Genomic DNA, 18,007 nt, shown 5'->3' on the forward strand with positions numbered 1-18,007 from the left:
TGCCAGTGGGCCGGGGAGCAACCGAGTTTTATGAAATGGCCCAGGATGTTCCGCCGCCGGTCGGCCCGGTCCGACCGCCTGCTCGACCTGGCGATCGAGGCGGTGTCCTGCAACTACGCCATCTTCAACCGCGACCGGGTGCTGGTGGACCACAGCCGCTCCTACGAGGCGCTGCACGAGCGGGCCTTCGCCACCCTGCCGCAGCCGCTGCGCTACGACGACCTGATGCGACTCGCCATCCGGGCCAACATGCCCGAGGCCGACGAGGAGGCCGAGCTGCGCCGGCGAGTCACGGCGCACGAGGCCGGCGACCCGCACACCTTTGACCGCCTTTACGACAACGGCCGCTGGATGCGCGTCAGCAAGCGCCTGCTGCCGGGCGGCTACGTCGCGGGCTTCGCGCTCGACATCACCGAGCTCAAGGCGCGCGAGATCGCCACCGCCGCCAGCGAGGCCCGCTACCGCGGGCTGGTGGAAACCGCCTCGGTGGCGATCTGGCAGCTGGACGAGGACGGGCGCACCCTGTTCGCCAATGCGCGCCTCGCGGCCCTGTTCGAGGGCGGCGTGCCGGCCAGCTTCGAGGCGGCCCGCCTGCGGCGGCAATGCCGGGCCGAGGGCCCGGGCGACGGACCCTTCGGCTTCCCCCTGGGCCATGAGGAGGAGGCGGTGATCCTGCGTGCGGGCACGGAGGTGACGGTGCTGGTTGCCTCCTCCCCCTGGGAGCCGCTGCTGGACCAGCCGGTGCCCGGTGACAGCCGGCGGCTGTCCCGGCGTGCCGCGGTGCTGACGCTGATCGACATCTCGGCGCTCAAGTCGGCGCAGGCGCGGGCGGAGCACCTGGCCTGGCACGACGTCCTCACCGGCCTGCACAACCGCGCCGCCTTCGAGCACGCGCTCGGGGGATTGGCCCGCCGGCTCGGCGAGGGCGCGGCGGTGGAGCGCGGGAATGAAACGTCGGGAAACGTCGGGGACAGCACCGTGCTGCTGCTGCTCGACCTCGACCACTTCAAGGAAACCAACGACCGCTTCGGCCACCGCGCCGGCGACGGGCTGCTGCGCGCCGCGGCGGGGCGCATGGGCGTCGTGCCGGACAGCCACGCCTTCCGGATCGGCGGCGACGAGTTCGCGGTGCTGGTGCGGGCGCCGGCCGAGGCCGCCCCGGCGCTGGCGGCGCGGCTGTCGAGGGCCTTCGCCGCCCCGGTGCAGGAGAACGGCGCCGAGCTGCCGCTCTCGGCCAGCATCGGCTATGCCTGCGCGCCGCGCGACGGGGCGACGCCGGAGCAACTGCTGCACGCGGCCGACCTCGCGCTCTACAGCGTCAAGCGGGGTGGGCGCGGCGGCGTGGCGGGCTACGCGCCGGAGATGCTGGCGGCCGCCCAGCAGCGCCACCGGCTGCGTGCCGCGCTGCCCGGCGCCCTGGCCGGCGACGGCCTCGCGCTCGCCTGGCAGCCGCAGTTCGCGCTGAACGGCGGGGCGCTGCGGGGCGTGGAAGCGCTGCTGCGCTGGCCGGCCTCGCCGCTCGGCCGCGAAGCGCGCCCCGACGAGTTCCTGCCCGAGGCCAAGGCTGCGGCGCTGCTGCCCGCCATCGACCTTTGGGTCCTCGACACGGCGCTGGCGCAGGTGGCGGCCTGGCACGGGGAAGGGCGCTGGCAGGACGAGGTGTTCCTGGGCGGGTTGACGGTGGCGATCAACATTTCCGCCGCCACGCTGCGCGACCTCGGCTTTCCGGCCACCGTGGAGGCGGCGCTGCGGCGGCACGGTGTCCCGCCGCCCTGCCTCGAGATCGAGATCCCCGAGGAAGTGGCCGCGGCCGAGCTGGACGCCATGGTGCCGGTCCTGGAACGCCTCCAGGCCCTGGGCGTGCGGCTGGCACTGGACGATTTCGGCGGCGGCATGTCCTCGCTGGTGCACCTCGTGCGCCTGCCGGTGGACCGGCTGAAGCTGGACCGCTCCATCGCGGCCGGGCTGCCGCAGGGGCAGCGGGAACTGGCGATCCTGCGCGCCGTGGTGGCGCTGGCGCAGAGCCTCGGCATCCCCGTGCTGGCGGAAGGGCTGGAAAACGAGGTGCAGGCCCGGCTGCTGGCGCGCGAAGGCTGCGACGAGGGGCAGGGCTTCCTTCTGGGCCGCCCGCTCGCGGCGGCCGCCTTCCGGCAGGAGGTGCTGCGCCCCGCCATGGCCACGGCCTTCGCCCGCGAGCAGGCGCTGCCGGGCACGCTGCCCACGCGGTAGCGGGACGCGCGGCCCCAGCGCCTTACTTCCTTACTATCTTACCATCTTACTTCTTTACCGGCGTCCTTGCCGGACAGGCGTGACGCGGGGGGGAAGCCGGGGACGGGTCAGGCGTTGATGGCGGTAACTTAGCCTGGCTTGTGAGGAAAACATACCTACATCTTGGCCCTGCCTCGCCTTTGGGCCACGCCTGCTTCCCTGCGGGAACTCCGCCGCCTCGCCAAACTGCGGTGGGGCGGACCCGGCCCGCCTCTGCCAACCGGACGATGCATGGGAACCACGCCTGAGCGGGCTACCACGCAACCGGGACGGTTCCGACGCGATGCGTTTCCTGGACGGCAGCGCCGCGTTTCGCGAGGCGACGCCGTAAAGAAACCTTGCCATGCTGCGCGGCGGTAACGCACGCGCCGAGTCGCGTCGGAGGATGGGCCCGATCATGTCCGGACAACGTCTCACCCTCCCGGTGCTGCTCCTCGGGGCAACAACGCTGGCGGCGATGGTGCCCGCCGGATCGGCCTCGGCGCAAAGCGACACCGCCCCGCCGCAGCTGCGGCCGGTGGGCGCCGCGATCGCGCCGCTCCCGCCGCCGGTGCGCGTGCCCGCGCCGCCGGCGACCGGCGCGATGCCCAACGTCGCCACGCGCGGCACCGCGGCCGACGTTGCCGCGCTGGCCGCGCAGATGCGCCGGGACCTGGGCGGCGTGCTGGTGGCCGACGATGCCCGCGCGCGGCACCGCGCCGTGGCACTGGCGAGCCGGATGCTGGCTGCCAGCAACACCGAAATCACGGTGCCGCAGGTGGTGCTGGTGGTGGACCGGGCCGAGGCGGTGCAGCGCCTCTGGGTCGCCGTGGCCTACCCGGATGCCAAGGTCTGGGACGTGGTGGGGGCGGTAAAGGTCAGCACCGGCAAGCCCGGCCGGGCGGAGCATTTTCGCACGCCGCTGGGCGTCTTCACCAACGGCACCGACGTGCTGGGCTACCGTGCCCAGGGTACCTTCAACGAGAATCACATCCGCGGCATCGGCATCAAGGGCATGCGTGTCTGGGACTTCGGCTGGCAGACCACCGAGGACTGGCGCAAGAGCGGCGCCGTGACCGCGGTGCGGATGCAGATGCACGCCACCGACCCGGATGCGCTGGAGCCGCGGCTCGGCCGCTGGGATTCCGCCGGCTGCATCCGCATCCCCACGCGCTTCAACAGCTTCGTGGACCGCATGGGCCTGATCGACGCCCAGCAGCGCGCGGCCGCGGCCGACAGCCGGGCGCTGGCGGCGCTGCTGCCCAAGGATGCGACGCCCACGCCGCTGGCGGGTGACAAGCTGGTGGTGGTGGACAGTTCCGCCCCCGACGCGCCGGTGTCCGACCCGGCGCGGGCGCTGGAAATCCAGCAGAGCTACGACGCCTTCCTGCGCAAGCGCCTCGAAACGGCGCCCTGAGCCCAGCCGTCCCGCGCGCGGCGGGAGCGGCGCCCGGTGGGTGTTTCCCGGCGCGGGAGCGGTCGGCGGTGCTTCCTTGATGCGCGGCGTTGCGCGGGACCGGCGGGAAACGACGCCGCGCTAACGCTTCGGTAAGCCCCCGCGTCGCAGGCTGCGTGGCCGAATCCTTCCGCAGGAGCCCAGCGCGCGCCGATGACCCAGCTTCCGGCCGAACCGGAGCCGCCGCAGCCCGTCCGCCGGGTGGCGGGCGCGGCGCTGGGCCTGCTGCGGCGCTGGCAGGATCTGGCCCGGAGGCGAGCGCGTTGGGCAGGTGACCGCCGCGGCTCCGTGGCGCTGGCCTTCGCGGCCTCGGCGGTGGTGCTGTGCGGCTTCGCGGCGCTCTCGGCCGAGGGCGGGATGCTCTACCTCGTGCAGCGGCGGGCGCAGAGCACCGCCGACGCCGCGGCGCTGGCCGCGGTCACGGCGCTGAACGTGCGCGGCCGCACGGTGGCCTTCAGTGCCGGACGCGAGGTCGCGGGGCTGAACGGCTTCGCCGCCGACGCGCGCACCACCCTGGCCGTCAACAGCCCGCCCGCCACCGGCGCGCAGAGCGGCAACAGCCAGGCCTTCGAGGTGGTGCTGACCCGCAAGACGGAAACCGCGCTCGCCGGCGCGGTGCTGGGCCTGCGCGAGGTCACGGTGCGCGCGCGCGCGGTGGCGACGTTGCAAAGTAGCGCGCCCGCCTGCCTCGTGGCGCTGAGCGGCGCGCTGACGATCAGCAACAGCAGCAGCTTCAATTCCTCCGGCTGCGCCATCGGCTCCAACGCCGCGATCGCGGGGGCGGTGACGCTGGCGCAGTCCAACAGCAGCATCGTCACGCGCATGGTCAGCACGGTGGGCACCTGCTCCGGCTGCGACAACACGCGCTACACGCTGACCGAGGGATATCGCGCCAACGCGGCGCCGATCACCAATCCTTACGCCGGGCTGGATGCGAAGCTGAAGCCGAGCTTCAGCGGAACGGCGCAGTGCCAGAACAACAAGGCGACGAGCATCAGCACCTCGCCGGTACCGATCGAGACCAGCGGCAAGGCCTATTGCGGGAACCTGAGCATCGGCAATGCCAGTTCCATCCCGTTTCCGTCCGGCACCTATGTTTTCTACAACGCGTCGCTGACGATCGGCAGCCTCAGCAGCGTCAGCTGCAGCGGCTGCACCTTCCTGTTCCTCGGCGACAATGCGGGTTCGCTGAGCATCAGCAACACCTCCTCCGTCACCATGACCGCGCCGGCGCTCAACAAGTACGACAGTGACTACAACGGAATGCTGTTCTACCGCGCCGCGACGGCAAGCGCCGCCGGCAGTTCCTCCAGCCCGACGCTGAACCTGCAGAGCGTGTCGTCCTTCAACCTGTCGGGCGGGATCTACTTCCCCAACGCCTACGTGCGCGTGGGCAATGTCAGCTCGGCCTCGCCCAGCTCCTGCCTGCCGCTGGTGGGCGGCACGCTGGAGATCGGGCAGCTGTCGGGCTTCCGCTTCGACGTGTCGGGATGCAGCACCTTTAACACCGGCACCGGGCAGGTGGTGGTGGCGAGGCTGGTGGAATGAGCGCGCGCCGGTGCGACGTCGGCCGGTGCGGGACGATGCCGTGGCGCCGTCGGATCGGCCGGCGCGGGATCGCGGCGGTGGAGTTCGCGCTGGTGGCGCCGGTGATGATCCTGCTGCTGCTGGGCGGCTTCGACCTGGCCAATGCCTTCGCGCAGTCGATGCGGCTGCAATCGGCGGCGCAGGCAGGCGCGCAGTACGCCGCCGCCTATCCCACGGCCGACAGCGACATCGTGGCGGCGGTGCGCGCCAACCTCGCGGGGTGGAGCAACGTCACGGTGAACAACCCGGTGCGCAGCTGCGTCTGTGACAACGGCGGCACCGTGAACTGTTCCGGTGGCAGCTGCGCGAGCGGCACGGCCCTGCCGGTGCTCTACCTGACGATCACGGCGACGCGGCCCTTCACCGCCAGCTCGCCGCTGACGGCGCGGCTCTTCCCATCCCTGACGCAGGTGAGCGGCCGTGTTCAGATGCGCCTGCGCTGAACCTCGCCATAGGACCGGAGGCCGCGTCGTCGGTCTGCGGATCGGCTTGTGCTTCGGCTGCCGGCAGGTGTTGTGCCGCTGCGCACCGGGCGGAGGCAGGAGGGCGGGTCGCTGGCGGGACCGGCGTGGCGCGACCTCGGTGGAGTTCGCGCTGATCGGGCTGCCGTTCCTGATGCTGCTGCTGGGCGGCATGGAGTTCGCGCGCTACGCCTACACGGTCCAGGCCGTGCGCAGCTACGCCGCGCAGGCGGCGCGCGCGGCGCTGGTCTACGTCGGCAACGACACGGCGAACCGCTGCGTCGGCACGCTGCCGCTGTCGCTCACGCCCTCGCCGGGACTCGACGAGGCGCGGCTCACGCCCGCCAAGGCCGGCTGCGTGCGCGACAGCAAGACCGGCGTGCTGACGATCACCGTGAGCACGAGCTACCGCTTCAGCATGGTGACGGGCCTGCTCGGCGCGGGCGACCGCACCGTCAGCGAGACCCAGTCGCGCGCCTTGTAACAGTGCGGGCGCACGGCTTCGTGGGGCGCGGCGGTTACGCCTTGTTAAGGAGTGCCCCGTATTTTCGGCTTCGCGTGGAAGCACAGGCGACCGCGCATCGGAAGAACGAATGTTTCGCACCTCTGACCACCCGTGCCCGCGACGCGACCCTGCGAGGCGGGAGGCGGGTGCGCGGGTCAAACAAGGAGAACGGATGATGCTGCGTATTCGTGAGATGATGGTAGCCACCAAGGCTTCGCTCCAGTCGCTGGCCGGTGACCGCAAGGGCGTGACGGCGATGGAGTACGGCGTGATCGCCGCTGCGACGGTTGTGGCGATCTCGGCCGGTGCCGCGGCGATCGGCCCGAAGCTGACGACGATCTTCAGCAGCCTCAGCGGCGCCCTCTGAGTTCCACGCCGCGCCGCGGCGGCCGGAAAAGGACCGCCGCGGCGCGGGAAGATCGTCGCAACTGCCTTCGCCAAAACGCCGGGGCTTTTCACGATGCCGATTCTCGCCGCTGCCTTGCTGGGCATGCTGCTCCTATGTGCCGCGTGGCGCGACGTCGCCACGCGCACCATTCCCGACACGGCCGGGCTGCTGGTGGCGATCCTGGGCCTCGCGGCGCGGCTGAGCGAGGGGATCGGCGCCGCGGCACTGTCGCTGACGCTCGCGGCTGGGCTGGTGCTGCTGATGCTGCCGCTGCACGCGCGCGGGATGATTGGCGGCGGTGATGTAAAGCTTGCCGCCGCGCTGCTGGTCGGGCTGTCGCCACTCGCGGGCTACCGCTTCGTGGTGGCCACCGCGCTGGCCGGCGGGTTGCTGGCGCTACTCTACCTGGCACTGTCGCGCCTCCTGCCGGAGCGGCCTGCGGGTGCCGGTGGCACCGCAGTCCGCCGCGTGTTGCGGGCCGAGGGTTGGCGAATCCGCCGCCATGGCCCGTTGCCCTACGGCGTCGCCATCGGGCTCGGCTGGTGTGCCGCCGTGCTCCAGGCCGGGGAGGGCTGAGCCGTGGTGCTTCGCCTGGTCGCCGTCGTGATGCTGCTGCTGACCGCCGTGGGGCTAGGCGTGGTGGCATTCCGCGCCGCGCAGCCGGCCCCGGTGGCCGAGGCCGCGCCGCCGCCGCCACCGCCGCCCCCGCCCCCGCCGCAGGCAAAGATCCTGGTGGCCGCGCGCGCCATCCCGGCCGGAACGCTGCTCAAGGACGAGGACCTGCGCGAGGCCGAGATGGCGCCGGAGGCGGTGCCGGCCGGTGCGGTGTCCGCGGGCGTGGCTGGGGAAGGCGCCACGATGCGCGGCACGCTGCTGCGCCAGTACCGCGAGGCCGGGGCGCCGATCCTGCGCGGTGACGTGCTGCGGCCGCGCGACCGCGGCTTCCTGGCGGCGGTGCTGCAGCCCGGACGCAAGGCGGTGTCGATCGGGGTGGACGCGGTGACGGGTGCCTCGGGCCTGATCTGGCCGGGCGACCTGGTGGACGTGATCCTGGTGCAGGAGCTCGACGCCGCGCTGGCGCCGGTCAGCCGCCGCGTGGTGGCGGAAACCGTGCTGACGGCGCTGCGGGTGATCGCGGTGGACCAGCAGATCGTGCAGGGCGCCACCGGCGACGGGGCCGCGCGCCCGGTGGCCCGCACCGTGACGCTGGAGGTTTCAGCGGCCGAGGCGGAGCGGCTGGCGGTGGCCGAGCGTCTGGGACGCCTCACCCTGGCGGTGCGGGCGATGGAAACGCCGGCCGGGGGCGAGGACGCGCCGCGCGACGCGGCGCTGTCGGGCGCCGACGTGTCGATGGCCCTGCAGCGCAACACGCCGGTTCCCGGCAGCCGGGTGCGGGTGATCGAGGGCGGACAGTCACAGGAGGTGACGTTTCAATGAGGACGGGGAAGGGGTCATCGCTGCTGGCGCTGCTGCTGGCGGCGGGTCTCGGTCGCGGGGCGGTGGCGCAGGTGCCGCAGGTCGTGCCAGTGCCCGCGGCGGCGGCGTCGGGGGCAACTGCCGCGCCGGGCGCCACGCAGCGGGCTCAGGCGGCGGGCGGGCCGGTGGCCCCGGCGCCGGGTGCCATGCTGCTGCAGGCCTTGCCAGTGGTGCCGGTGGGCGTGCCGCAGGCGCCGCCGGTGGTGCCGCAGGCGCTGTCGCTGGATGCCGGGGCGGGGCGGCTGGTGGGGCTGCCCTCGGCCGCCGCGACCGTGCTGGCGGCGGACCCGCGCATCGCGCGGGTGCAGCCGGCCTCGCCCACCAGCCTGTTCATCATGGGCGTGTCGGGCGGGCGCACCAACATCGTGGCCACGGCCGAGAACGGCACGCCGATCGCGGAATACGCCGTCACCGTCCGGCCGGTGCGCGAGGCGCAGGTCGGGCCGGGCATGGGCATCGCGCCGGCGGAGCCGAAGCCCGAGCGTGCCGGCCCGATCGCCGCCGGGATCGAGGCGGCCCTGCGGCAGATCCTGGGGCAGGCCGACACCGTGCGGGTGCGCGACGCCGGCAACGACGTGGTGATCAGCGGCGCGGTCCGCACCGCGGGCGAGGCGCAGCGTATCCTGTCTATTGCGCAGGGTTTCGCGGGCGAGGGGCGCAAGGTCCGCAACGGGTTGGAGGTGCTGTCGAGCCTACAGGTCAACGTGCGAGTGCGCGTGGCCGAGATCTCGCGCCAGGTCACGCGCGACCTGGGGTTCAATTGGCAGGCTATCGGACAAGTCGGCGAGTTCGCGCTGGGGCTGCAGAGCGGCGTTTCGGCGGGGCGGGTCTTCTCGACATTGACCTCGGGCGGGGCGCTGAACAACGGCACGGTCGGGCCGGGGCGGCTGGGCCTCGGGCTGAGCGGCCGCCGATACGACGTGAACGCCATCGTGGACGCGCTGGCGGCGGACCAGCTGGTGACGATCCTGGCCGAGCCGAACCTGACGGCGCAGTCAGGCGAAACCGCGAGCTTCCTGGCGGGCGGCGAGTTCCCGGTGCCGGTTTCGGCCAACGTCACCGGGCAGGTCAGCATCGAGTTCAAGCAGTTCGGCGTCAGCCTGTCCTTCGTGCCGACGGTGCTTTCGCCCGAGCGGATCAGCCTGCGCGTGCGGCCGGAGGTGAGCGAGCTGAGTTCCAACGGCGCGATCAGCGTGCCGCTGTCGAGCGGCACGGTGACCATCCCGGCGCTGGCGGTGCGACGGGCGGAAACCACGCTGGAGCTCGGCAGCGGGCAGAGCTTCGCGATCGGCGGGTTGCTGCAGCGGAGCACGACGCAGGTGGCGCAGGGCATCGCCGCCTTGCAGGACGTGCCGGTGTTGGGCCCGCTGTTCCGTTCCGACAGCTTCCGCCGCAACGAGAGCGAGCTGGTGATCCTGGTGACGCCCTACCTCGTGCGGCCGGTGTCCTCGCCGGGCGTGCTGCAAACGCCGGTGGACGGGTTCCGGCCGGCGACCGACCTCGAGCGCGTGCTGCGCGGGCGCCAGATCGCGGCCGGTGCGCCGGTGCCGCCGCGCCTGACGCTCGACGCCGGCTTCATGGTGGAGTGAGAGCGATGCGTCCCTGGAAGGTGATGGCGCTGCTGCTGCCGGTGCTGGCGCTCGGCGCCTGCGACACCGACCCTATGGAGCGTCCCGGAACCTGGCAGGCCAGCGGCGTCAACGACCGCAACCTGCGGGCGATGCTGGTGGATCCGGGGCAGCTGGAGCGTGGCGGCGTCGGCACCTCCACCGCGAATGGCGGCATGGGTGCCGCGGCGGTGAACCGGCTGCTGAACGGCAAGGTGCGGCCGCTGCTGGAGGTCCGGACCTCCAAGGTCGGCGGCAGCGAGGGGGCGGGCGCCGGCGCCGCGGCGGCGCCATGATCCGCGCGCGCGAAGGCAAGGCGGAGGCCGCCTCACCCCAGGCGGACCGCCTGCCGCTGCTGGCCTACCTGACCGACGAGGCGAGCGAGGCGGCGCTGCGCACCGGCTTGGCCGAGCTCGGCGGCACGGTGCAGGTGCGGCGCGGCGATATCCGCCACGCGGTGCGTGCGCTGGAGCGCGAGGCGACGCCGCAGGTGCTGGTGGTGGACGTGTCCGGCGTGGACGACGCGCTGGGGGCGCTGGAAAAGCTGGCCGGGGTCTGCACGCCCGACGCGCGCGTCTTCGTGGTGGGGGAACGCGCGGATATCGGCTTCTACCGGAGCATCGTGCACGAGCTCGGCGCCGACGAATACATCTTCAAGCCGCTGACGCGCGACAACATCGCGATGCTGGTGGGCGCGCGGATCGCCCAGGAAGCCGGTGTAGCCGAGACCCTGCCCGGCCGCGGCGGGCGCATCGTGACCGTCTGCGGGATGCGCGGCGGCGTGGGCGCGACCACGCTGGCGGTGAACCTCGCGGCGCTGGTGGCCGAAAGCACCAAGGGCCACGTCGCGCTGCTCGACCTGCATCTTCGCGGCGGCAGCGCGGCGCTGATGCTGGGCGGCAAGCCCGGCAGCGGGCTGCGCGTGGCACTGGAGGAGCCGGAGCGTGCCGACGCGCTGCTGCTCGACCGCGTGGCCATCCCGGTGAGCGAGCGGCTGCGCGTGATCGCGGCGGAGGAGCCCTTCGACATCGACCCGGCGCCCACGCCCGAGGGCGTGCGCAACGTGCTCGACCTCCTGCGCGCGCGCTTCAACGTCATCGTGGTGGACCTGCCGATGCCGCCCACGGCCGCCGAGCGCATGGCGCTGTCCATGGCGCGGCACCGGATCTTCGTGCTGGGGCCGGACCTCGCCTCGGTGCGCGATGCCGAGGCCGCGCGGAAGCTGGTCTCGGGGCTGGGCGTGGCGACGCCGCCGATCCTGGCGCTGAACCGCGAGGGCTGGCGAGGCGGGCTGCGCACGGCGCTGATCGAGGAAGGGCTGGGCACCGGCTTCGACCTGCGTATCCCCGACCTGCCGGCGCAGATCCCGGCCGCGGCCAACCTGGGCAAGCTGGCGCTGAACGAGTGCCCGGCCTTCCGCCGCGCGCTGCAGCCGGTGGCGGCGGAACTCTTCGGTGGCAAGCGCGCCGTTGAGCCCAAGCGCCTGCTCGGCTTCTGGCGCCGCCGGGCCAGGGGGGAGGCCGCGGTGGCGGCGGTGTCGTGACCGGCTTCGGCCGGCGCCTGCCGCCCGAGCCGGCGCCCGCACCCGTGCCGGCCCCCGTGCTGGCCCCCGTGCCCGCCTCGGTCCGCGAGGCTCCGTCGGCACTGCGGCCCGAAACGCGCGGCGCCATGGACGAGGCCCTGACCCGGCTGCGCGCGCAGGTGATGGAACGGGTGGACTCCGCCGTGGCGGCGGAGCTTCAGCCGCACGAGTTGCAGGCGCAGCTCGAGGGTCTGGTGCACGAGATCGCGGAGCGCGAGCGGCTGGAGCTGACGGCGCGCGAGCAGGCACGCATGGCCGAGCAGATGGCCAACGACATGGTGGGCTACGGCCCGCTGGAAGCCCTGCTGCGCGACGAGGGCATCAACGAGATCATGGTGAACGGCCCGAATCGTGTCTTCATCGAGACGGCGGGCAAGCTGCACCTGTCGGGCGTTCGCTTCCGCGACAACGCGCAGGTGGCCTCGATCGCGCAGAAGATGGCGGCCAGCGTCGGGCGGCGCGTCGATGAGTCGAGTCCGCTGGTGGACTGCCGCCTGCTGGATGGCAGCCGCGTCAACGTGGTGCTGCCGCCGCTGGCGCTGGACGGCGCCTGCATCACCATCCGCAAGTTCGGCAAGCGCAAGGTCGATTTTGCGGCGATGGTGGGCAACGGCTCCATGTCGCCAAGGCTGGCGCGCATTCTCGAGATCGCGTCGCGCTGCCGGCTGAACGTGGTGATCTCGGGCGGCACGGGCTCGGGCAAGACCACGCTGATGAACGCGATGAGCCAGCTGATCGAGCATGACGAGCGCGTGGTGACGATCGAGGACACGGCCGAGCTGCGATTGCAGCAGCCGCACGTGGTGCGCCTCGAAACGCGGCCGCCCAACCTCGAGGGGCGCGGCGAGGTGACGCAGCGCGACCTGATCAAGAACGCGCTGCGCATGCGGCCCGACCGTATCATCGTGGGCGAGGTGCGCGGGCAGGAAGCCTTCGACATGCTCCAGGCCATGAACACCGGCCATGACGGTTCGATCTGCACGGTGCACGCCAACACCACGCGCGACGCGCTGACGCGTATCGAGAACATGGTGCAGATGGGCAGCATGGCGCTGCCCGTTCGGGCCATCCGTACGCAGATCGCGGGTGCCGTGGACCTGATCATCCAGGTGGAGCGCATGCGCGACGGCGTGCGCCGCGTGACGCAGGTGAGTGAGGTCTGCGGCATGGATGGCGAGGTGATCACCATGAACGAGGTCTTCACCTTCGAGTTCCACGGCGAGGACGCCACGGGCCGCATCCAGGGCGACTGGATGAGCCCGGCGATCCGCCCGGGCTTCACCGAGCGGCTGCGCGCCTTCGGCCTCGACCGCGCCTGGATGCAGGTGCTGCAGGAGGGTTGAGCGGCCGTGGAGCGCCTGTTCCTTCCAGCCCTGCTGGCGGTGCTGAGCCTGGCGATGCTGCTCTGGGCCGCGGTGATCCTGCGCTCGGGCCTGCGGCAGCGGCTGCGCAACCGCGTGCTGGCGGTGGGCGTACGCGCGCGCGAGGCGGCGCCGGAAGCGCGCGCGCTGAACATCCGGCGCGAGATGGCGCGGCGCGGCGCGCTGTCGCGGCTGGCAACGAAGCTGTTCCTGTACGATCCCGCCAATGCGCGCGAGCAGATCCTGCCCTGGCCGGCGGTGCTGGCGGCGGCGCTGGTGCTGGCGGCCTTCGGCTGGTGGCGGGGGCGCGTGCTGCTGGGCGACGGGTTGGGGATGCTGGCGGGGATGCTCAGCGCGGGCTGGGCGGCGCGGAGCTTCTTTCGCTGGCAGCACCGGCGCTACTGCGACGCGCTGTTCCTGCAGATCCCCGACGCGGTGGGGCTGATGCTGCGCGCGCTGCGCGCCGGGTTGCCGATGGGCGAGGCGGTGCGCTCGCTGGCGCGCGAGATGCCGCAGCCGACGCGCGACGAGTTCGCCGGCGTGGTGGGCGTGATGGCGCTGGGGCAGCCGGTGGAGGCGGGGCTGTGGCAGCTTTATCACCGCACGCGGCTGACGGAATACGCCTTCCTGGCGGTGACGCTGGGCTTGCAATCGCAGACCGGCGGCAGCCTGGCGGAAACGCTGGACAACCTCGGCGACATGGTGCGCAAGCGCATCGCCATGGCCGCCAAGGCGCGCGCCGTGGCCGGCGAGGCACGCGCCTCGGCCACCATCCTGATCGCGCTGCCCTTCGTGGCAGGGCTGGCGCTGAGCCTCCTGCGGCCGGGCTACATGAACGTGTTCTTCACCACCGACTTGGGATCGAAGCTGCTGGTGCTGGGCCTGTCGCTGGTGGGGGCGGGAGTGATGACGATCCGCTGGCTGATCCGCCGGAGCACGGCGGACTGATGCGGGGCGCTTCTTCCGGTGCGTGGTGCCGCAGGGAGGCGCTGCCTCCCTGCACCCTCCGCCAGGAGGCTGAGCCTCCTGAACCTGCACGGTGCTGCCGCGGGCGGGGTGATCGGCGGGCGGCGCCGCAGGCCATGCATCTTGGGCAGGCAGCGCCGTCTCCCGGTTCGCTGGAGGTCCATGACCTCCGGCGCGCCACGGTTCCCCTATCCCGCGGCAGCGTCCCGAAAAAAGATGAGGGAGGTCCAGGAGGGAGAATTCCTTCTCCCTCCTGGCAGCGCCACGGCAACCACGAAGGGCAGCGCGCATGAGCGAGGCGGCGATGCTCACCATGCTCGCGGCCGGCGTCGGCGCGCTGTCGCTGGCGATGCTGGCGGTGCTGCTGCTGGCGCGGGAAGGGCGGCGGCGCCTGTTGTCGGGCCGCATCCGCGCGGCGGTGACGGGCGCGCCGCTCGGCTGGCAGTCGGAGCGGCGGAGCGCGGCCTCGCTGGCGACGGGGCTGCTGAGCGCGGTGGGCGAGGCGCTGCGCCGGCGCGCGCTGTTCTCGGAGCGCGACCTGGCGGATCTGGAGCGCGCGGTGGCGGCGGCGGGCTACGACCCCCGGCGGGTGGTCTCCACCTTTATCGGCGCCAAGGTGCTGCTGCTGGTGGGGGCGGTGGCGCTGGCGGGCGGCGTCACGGCCTGGAGCGGCAGCGGCTTCCAGACGATCGCCTTGTCGGTGGCGGCGGCGCTGGTGGCGGGCGTGATGGTGCCGAACTGGGTGGTGGCCTTCATGCGCCGCCCGTTCCAGGCGGCGCTGCGGCGCGGCTTGCCGGACGCGCTGGACCTGCTGGTGGTTTGCGCCGAGGCGGGCTTGGGCATGGACACGGCGGTGGAACGCATGGCACGCGAGATGGCGCTGTCGAACCGCGCCATCTCGATCGAGTTCACCGCGCTGGCGCAGGAGCTGCGCCTCCTGCCCGACCGCCGTCAGGCGCTGGCCCGCATGGGGGAGCGCACGGGGATGGAAAGCTTTCAGCGCCTCGCCGTCACCATGGCGCAAACGCTGCAATACGGCACGCCGCTGAGCCAGGCGCTGCGCGTGCTGTCGGCCGAGATGCGGGGCGAGCGGATGACACGGCTGGAGGAGCGGGCGGCGAAGCTGCCGGCGCTGCTGGTGCTGCCGCTGATCCTGTTCATCATGCCTTGTCTTTTCATTGTTCTACTGGGGCCATCGATCCTGCAACTCGTGGCGCAGTTCGGAGGTGGCCCATGACGCGTTTCCTTTTCCTGTCTGCAACGTGCCGGCTGCGCGGCATGCGGCGCGCTGCGGCGCTGCTGCCGGTGCTGGCCCTGGCGGCCTGCGGCGGCGTGGGGCGGGAGGCCTCGGGGCTGCGCTCGCCCAGCCTCGACACGCGGCTGAACCTCGCCCAGGCGGCGGAGGCGAGCGGGCAGAACGAGATGGCGCTGTCGCTGCTGCAGTCCATGGCGGAAGCGGAGCCGAACAGGCCCGAGGTCCAGGCGCGCTACGCCGCGGCGCTGGTGCGCAGCGGTAACCTCCCGCGCGGCGAGGCGGTGGTGAACGAGGCGCTGAGCCGCCACGGTGACAGCCTGCCGCTGCTTCGCACCCGGGCGCAGCTGCTGCTGTTGCAGGGCAAGGCGGCGGAGGCGGCGGCCACCTGCGAGCAGATCCTGGCCGCGGCGCCGCGCGACGTGGCGGCGCTGGACGGGCGGGGCGTGGCGCTGGACCTCCAGGGGCAGCACGCGGCGGCGCAGGCGAGCTACCGTGCCGCGACGCGGCTCGCGCCCGAGAACGCGGCGGTGGCCAACAACCTGGCCCTGTCGCTGATCCTGGACGGGCGCCCGGCGGAAGCCGTGGCGGTGCTGGGCGGCTTCGACCGGCCCGACGCGCCGCCGCGGCTGCGCAGCACGCTGGCGCTGGCGCTGGCGGGATCGGGCGAGATGGGCCGGGCGCGGGAAAGGCTGGATGGGCAGCCGGGGGCGGCGGACCTCGACACCGTCACGGCGCTGCTGATGCCGGCCGGGGCGAAGCCGGTGAGCGCGGGGTCGTAGCGCCGGGTTGCCGCGATGGGCGGGCTGCGTCAGTGGCAAGGGACCGCCGTACAGGCGCGTTCCGCCCGGGACCGCTCCCCACGGGCTGCACCGCCGGGTTTCGTTCACGGGGTGCCTCGCTGGGCCGCCCCGTGATGGTGCCTTCGGCCCGGCGGGTGCCGGGCCGCGTCGGGGTTCAGTCCGTGACCGGGGTCTGCGGGCCGTAGACCTCGGGCATCAGGCCGATGTCGTTGCGGATGAGGCCCTCGGGCTCGACCAGCCGGTAGTCGTGGCGGCCGTCGGGGTGGAGGGTGTGCTCGACGTAGCCCTGGCACTTCTCGCCCACCCGGTGCTGCCAGGTGTCGCCGACGTGGAAGGCGACCGAGGGGGCCCAGATCTGGCACAGGCCCTGGCTGACGCCGCGGTCGCGCCACTGGTGGACGTGGCCGGAGGCGACGAAGGCGGGGGGCGTGCGCTCCAGCAGCGAGAGCATCCGGTGGCGCGCCTCGGGCAGCACGGCCCAGTAGGTCAGCGCTGCCTCGCTCATGGCTTCCTCGCAGAGCGGCTTGTGGAGGAACAGGGCGACCCGGCGGGGCCCGGCGCCGGCGAGGGCGTCGGCCAGGAAGCCGAACTGCTCTTCCGCCATGTCGGTGGCGGTGATCAGGCTGTCGAGGCCGATCAGGCGCCAGCCGGGGACGTCGCGCAGGAAGCGGTCGGCGCCGAAGACGCTGTTCCAGCGCGCCACGCGGTCGCGGTCGGCGCCGTTGCGCTCGGTCACGGCGGGGTCGTTGCCGACGTCATGGTTGCCGGGCAGGGCGAGCCAGTCGAGGCCCAGTGCGGCGTGGCGGTCACGGGCGAAGCGCAGGTCGCGCTCCGCTTCCTCGCCGCCGAGCTCACCATGCGCGGACACGTCGCCGGTGTTGACGACGAGGTCCGGGCGGGTGGCGCGCAGGTGGGTGGTCAGCGCGTCGAAGTTCGCCGTGAAGGCGGGATGCGCCGGCGACAGGTGGGTGTCGCTGATCTGGGCGATGCGGAACGTCATGGCTCAGCCCCGGCGCGGCAGGAGGCGGCGGACCTCGTCGGCCATCTCGGGCAGGACCTGCCCCGGCGTGGCCTTGCCTTCCACGATGCGGGCGATGTTGTCCACCATGGTCTGCGTCACGCGCACGCTGTTGGTGCCGGGAAAGGCGTACCAGGGCACCGAGATCGGGATCTGCCTGACGGCCGGCACGAAGAGCGGATTGTCACGGTAGAAGTCGGCCAGGTAGCGCGGATCGTCGATCGCGATCTGGTTGCAGGGCAGGTAGCCGGTGTTGCGCGTCATCAGCGCCTGGCCCTCGGGCCCGGTGGAGAAGCGCAGGAACTTCCAGGCGGCATCGCGCTTGGCGGGGTCCTTGGCCAGCATCATGCCGGCGGCGCCGCCGGTCGGCAGGCGGCCCTTCTGCGCGTCGATCACCGGCATGCCGGTGGTGCGCAGCGTGAAGTTGTTGCCCACGCCGGCGGCGGTGCCGCGCACCAGGGCGGTGGTCTGGAAGATCATGCCGAGCTTGCCGGCGGCGAAGGCCTGGCGCGCGGCGGCGGCGGACAGGTTGGGCATGCCGCCTTCCTTGACCATCCGGTCGATCAGGGTGAGGGCCTGCATGCCCTCAGGGCCGGCGAAGGCGACGTCGCGCTCATCGGCGGTGAGCATCTGACCGCCGGCGCCGAACAGCAGCGCCGAGAACATCCAGTCGTCGCCGTTCCAGGTGAACCACATGCCCTCGACGCCGTCGCCGAGCTTCCGGATGGCAGCGGACAGCTTGAGCACGCCGTCCCAGTCGCGGGGGAAGTTGTCCGGGTCGCCGCCGGCGCGCTTCACCAGGTCGGCGTTGAAGTAGCAGACCGGGTTCGAGGCGGCGTAGGCGAGGCCGGCCTGGATGCCGCCGAACTGCGCCAGCGCCAGGAAGTTCGGCGTGTAGCCGAGCTTGGCCGGGTCTCCCTCGGCCTTGAGCATCGGCGCCACGTCCTGGGCGATGCCACGCTCGGCGAAGACGCGCAGGCGGTTGAAGCCCTGGTAGCTGAGGTCCGGCAGCTGGTTCGAGGCGGCCTGGCGCAGGATCAGCTGCGCGCCGTCCTCGTAGTTCGGCGTGGTGACGAAGTTCAGCCGGATGTTCGGCTCGCGCTTGGCGAACTCCGCCGCGATGGCGTCGTAGCTTTCCTTGTAGATGAAGGGCTGCGCGTAGTGGACGGTGATCTCGGTGGTGCCCTGCGCGCGGGCGGTGCGGGCGGCCAGCGGGGCGGCCATCGCCGCGAGCGGCAGGCTCAGCGCGGCGCGGCGGCTGATCGGGGTCGTCATGGTAGTGTCTCCTGGGGAGCGGA

General features: G+C 72.8%; 17 protein-coding genes. 15 read left to right on the top strand and 2 right to left on the bottom strand.

All coding sequences use genetic code 11. The annotated features are described in order from the left end of the window. Positions 1 to 45 precede the first annotated feature (45 nt). The 15 genes from ACFFGY_RS09825 to ACFFGY_RS09895 all read left to right on the top strand — a co-directional run bounded on the left by ACFFGY_RS09825 (position 46) and on the right by ACFFGY_RS09895 (position 15,670). On the top strand, positions 46 to 2,229 hold the full coding sequence (locus tag ACFFGY_RS09825; protein ID WP_377044299.1) for a putative bifunctional diguanylate cyclase/phosphodiesterase: 2,184 nt from the start codon (positions 46 to 48) through the stop codon (positions 2,227 to 2,229). A gap of 436 nt (positions 2,230 to 2,665) precedes the next feature. Then, positions 2,666 to 3,664 (top strand): L,D-transpeptidase, encoded by a 999-nt coding sequence (locus tag ACFFGY_RS09830; RefSeq protein WP_377044300.1) that lies wholly within the window; start codon positions 2,666 to 2,668, stop codon positions 3,662 to 3,664. Between the two features lie 192 nt (positions 3,665 to 3,856). After that, a complete protein-coding gene (locus ACFFGY_RS09835; RefSeq protein WP_377044301.1) occupies positions 3,857 to 5,251 on the top strand; it encodes a TadE/TadG family type IV pilus assembly protein in 1,395 nt (464 codons plus the stop codon). Between the two features lie 35 nt (positions 5,252 to 5,286). Beyond that, positions 5,287 to 5,733: a TadE/TadG family type IV pilus assembly protein gene (locus ACFFGY_RS09840; protein ID WP_377044302.1), complete on the top strand. Its 447-nt coding sequence runs from the start codon at positions 5,287 to 5,289 to the stop codon at positions 5,731 to 5,733. A 139-nt stretch (positions 5,734 to 5,872) separates the two neighbouring features. Beyond that, positions 5,873 to 6,235, top strand: coding sequence for a TadE family protein (locus tag ACFFGY_RS09845; protein WP_377044303.1), 363 nt, complete (start codon positions 5,873 to 5,875; stop codon positions 6,233 to 6,235). A 193-nt stretch (positions 6,236 to 6,428) separates the two neighbouring features. Next, a complete protein-coding gene (locus ACFFGY_RS09850; RefSeq protein ID WP_377044304.1) occupies positions 6,429 to 6,623 on the top strand; it encodes a Flp family type IVb pilin in 195 nt (64 codons plus the stop codon). Positions 6,624 to 6,716: 93 nt separating this feature from the next. Next, a complete protein-coding gene (locus tag ACFFGY_RS09855; protein ID WP_377044305.1) occupies positions 6,717 to 7,220 on the top strand; it encodes a prepilin peptidase in 504 nt (167 codons plus the stop codon). Between the two features lie 3 nt (positions 7,221 to 7,223). Continuing rightward, entirely contained in the window at positions 7,224 to 8,081 is an 858-nt protein-coding gene (gene cpaB, locus ACFFGY_RS09860; RefSeq protein WP_377044306.1) for a Flp pilus assembly protein CpaB, read from the top strand. Continuing rightward, a complete protein-coding gene (locus ACFFGY_RS09865) occupies positions 8,078 to 9,709 on the top strand; it encodes a type II and III secretion system protein family protein (RefSeq protein ID WP_377044307.1) in 1,632 nt (543 codons plus the stop codon). The genes cpaB and ACFFGY_RS09865 overlap by 4 nt, the downstream gene beginning before the upstream one ends. 5 nt (positions 9,710 to 9,714) lie before the next feature. Then, on the top strand, positions 9,715 to 10,023 hold the full coding sequence (locus ACFFGY_RS09870) for a hypothetical protein (RefSeq protein WP_377044308.1): 309 nt from the start codon (positions 9,715 to 9,717) through the stop codon (positions 10,021 to 10,023). Continuing rightward, positions 10,020 to 11,270, top strand: coding sequence for an AAA family ATPase (locus ACFFGY_RS09875; RefSeq protein ID WP_377044309.1), 1,251 nt, complete (start codon positions 10,020 to 10,022; stop codon positions 11,268 to 11,270). Before ACFFGY_RS09870 ends, ACFFGY_RS09875 begins: the two co-directional genes overlap by 4 nt. After that, positions 11,267 to 12,652 carry a CpaF family protein gene (locus ACFFGY_RS09880; RefSeq protein ID WP_377044310.1) on the top strand — a complete coding sequence of 462 codons (1,386 nt, stop codon included), beginning with the start codon at positions 11,267 to 11,269 and terminating at the stop codon, positions 12,650 to 12,652. Before ACFFGY_RS09875 ends, ACFFGY_RS09880 begins: the two co-directional genes overlap by 4 nt. Before the next feature lie 6 nt (positions 12,653 to 12,658). Beyond that, positions 12,659 to 13,618 (top strand): type II secretion system F family protein, encoded by a 960-nt coding sequence (locus ACFFGY_RS09885; RefSeq protein ID WP_377044311.1) that lies wholly within the window; start codon positions 12,659 to 12,661, stop codon positions 13,616 to 13,618. Positions 13,619 to 13,925: 307 nt separating this feature from the next. After that, the gene (locus ACFFGY_RS09890) at positions 13,926 to 14,873 is read left to right on the top strand and encodes a type II secretion system F family protein (protein WP_377044312.1); all 948 of its coding nucleotides are present in this window, start codon (positions 13,926 to 13,928) and stop codon (positions 14,871 to 14,873) included. Then, entirely contained in the window at positions 14,870 to 15,670 is an 801-nt protein-coding gene (locus ACFFGY_RS09895; protein WP_377044313.1) for a tetratricopeptide repeat protein, read from the top strand. Before ACFFGY_RS09890 ends, ACFFGY_RS09895 begins: the two co-directional genes overlap by 4 nt. A 175-nt stretch (positions 15,671 to 15,845) precedes the next feature. On the opposite strand, the gene ACFFGY_RS09900 is transcribed toward ACFFGY_RS09895, so the two are convergent. Together ACFFGY_RS09900 and ACFFGY_RS09905 are read right to left on the bottom strand one after the other, a co-directional pair. Beyond that, positions 15,846 to 16,691 carry a metallophosphoesterase family protein gene (locus ACFFGY_RS09900; RefSeq protein ID WP_377044314.1) on the bottom strand — a complete coding sequence of 282 codons (846 nt, stop codon included), beginning with the start codon at positions 16,689 to 16,691 and terminating at the stop codon, positions 15,846 to 15,848. 3 nt (positions 16,692 to 16,694) lie between these two features. Next, positions 16,695 to 17,984: an ABC transporter substrate-binding protein gene (locus ACFFGY_RS09905; RefSeq protein WP_377044315.1), complete on the bottom strand. Its 1,290-nt coding sequence runs from the start codon at positions 17,982 to 17,984 to the stop codon at positions 16,695 to 16,697. Positions 17,985 to 18,007: the final 23 nt, after the last annotated feature.

It is taken from the genome of Roseomonas elaeocarpi, assembly GCF_042433915.1.
GTDB classification, from domain to species: Bacteria; Pseudomonadota; Alphaproteobacteria; order Acetobacterales; family Acetobacteraceae; genus Roseomonas; species Roseomonas elaeocarpi.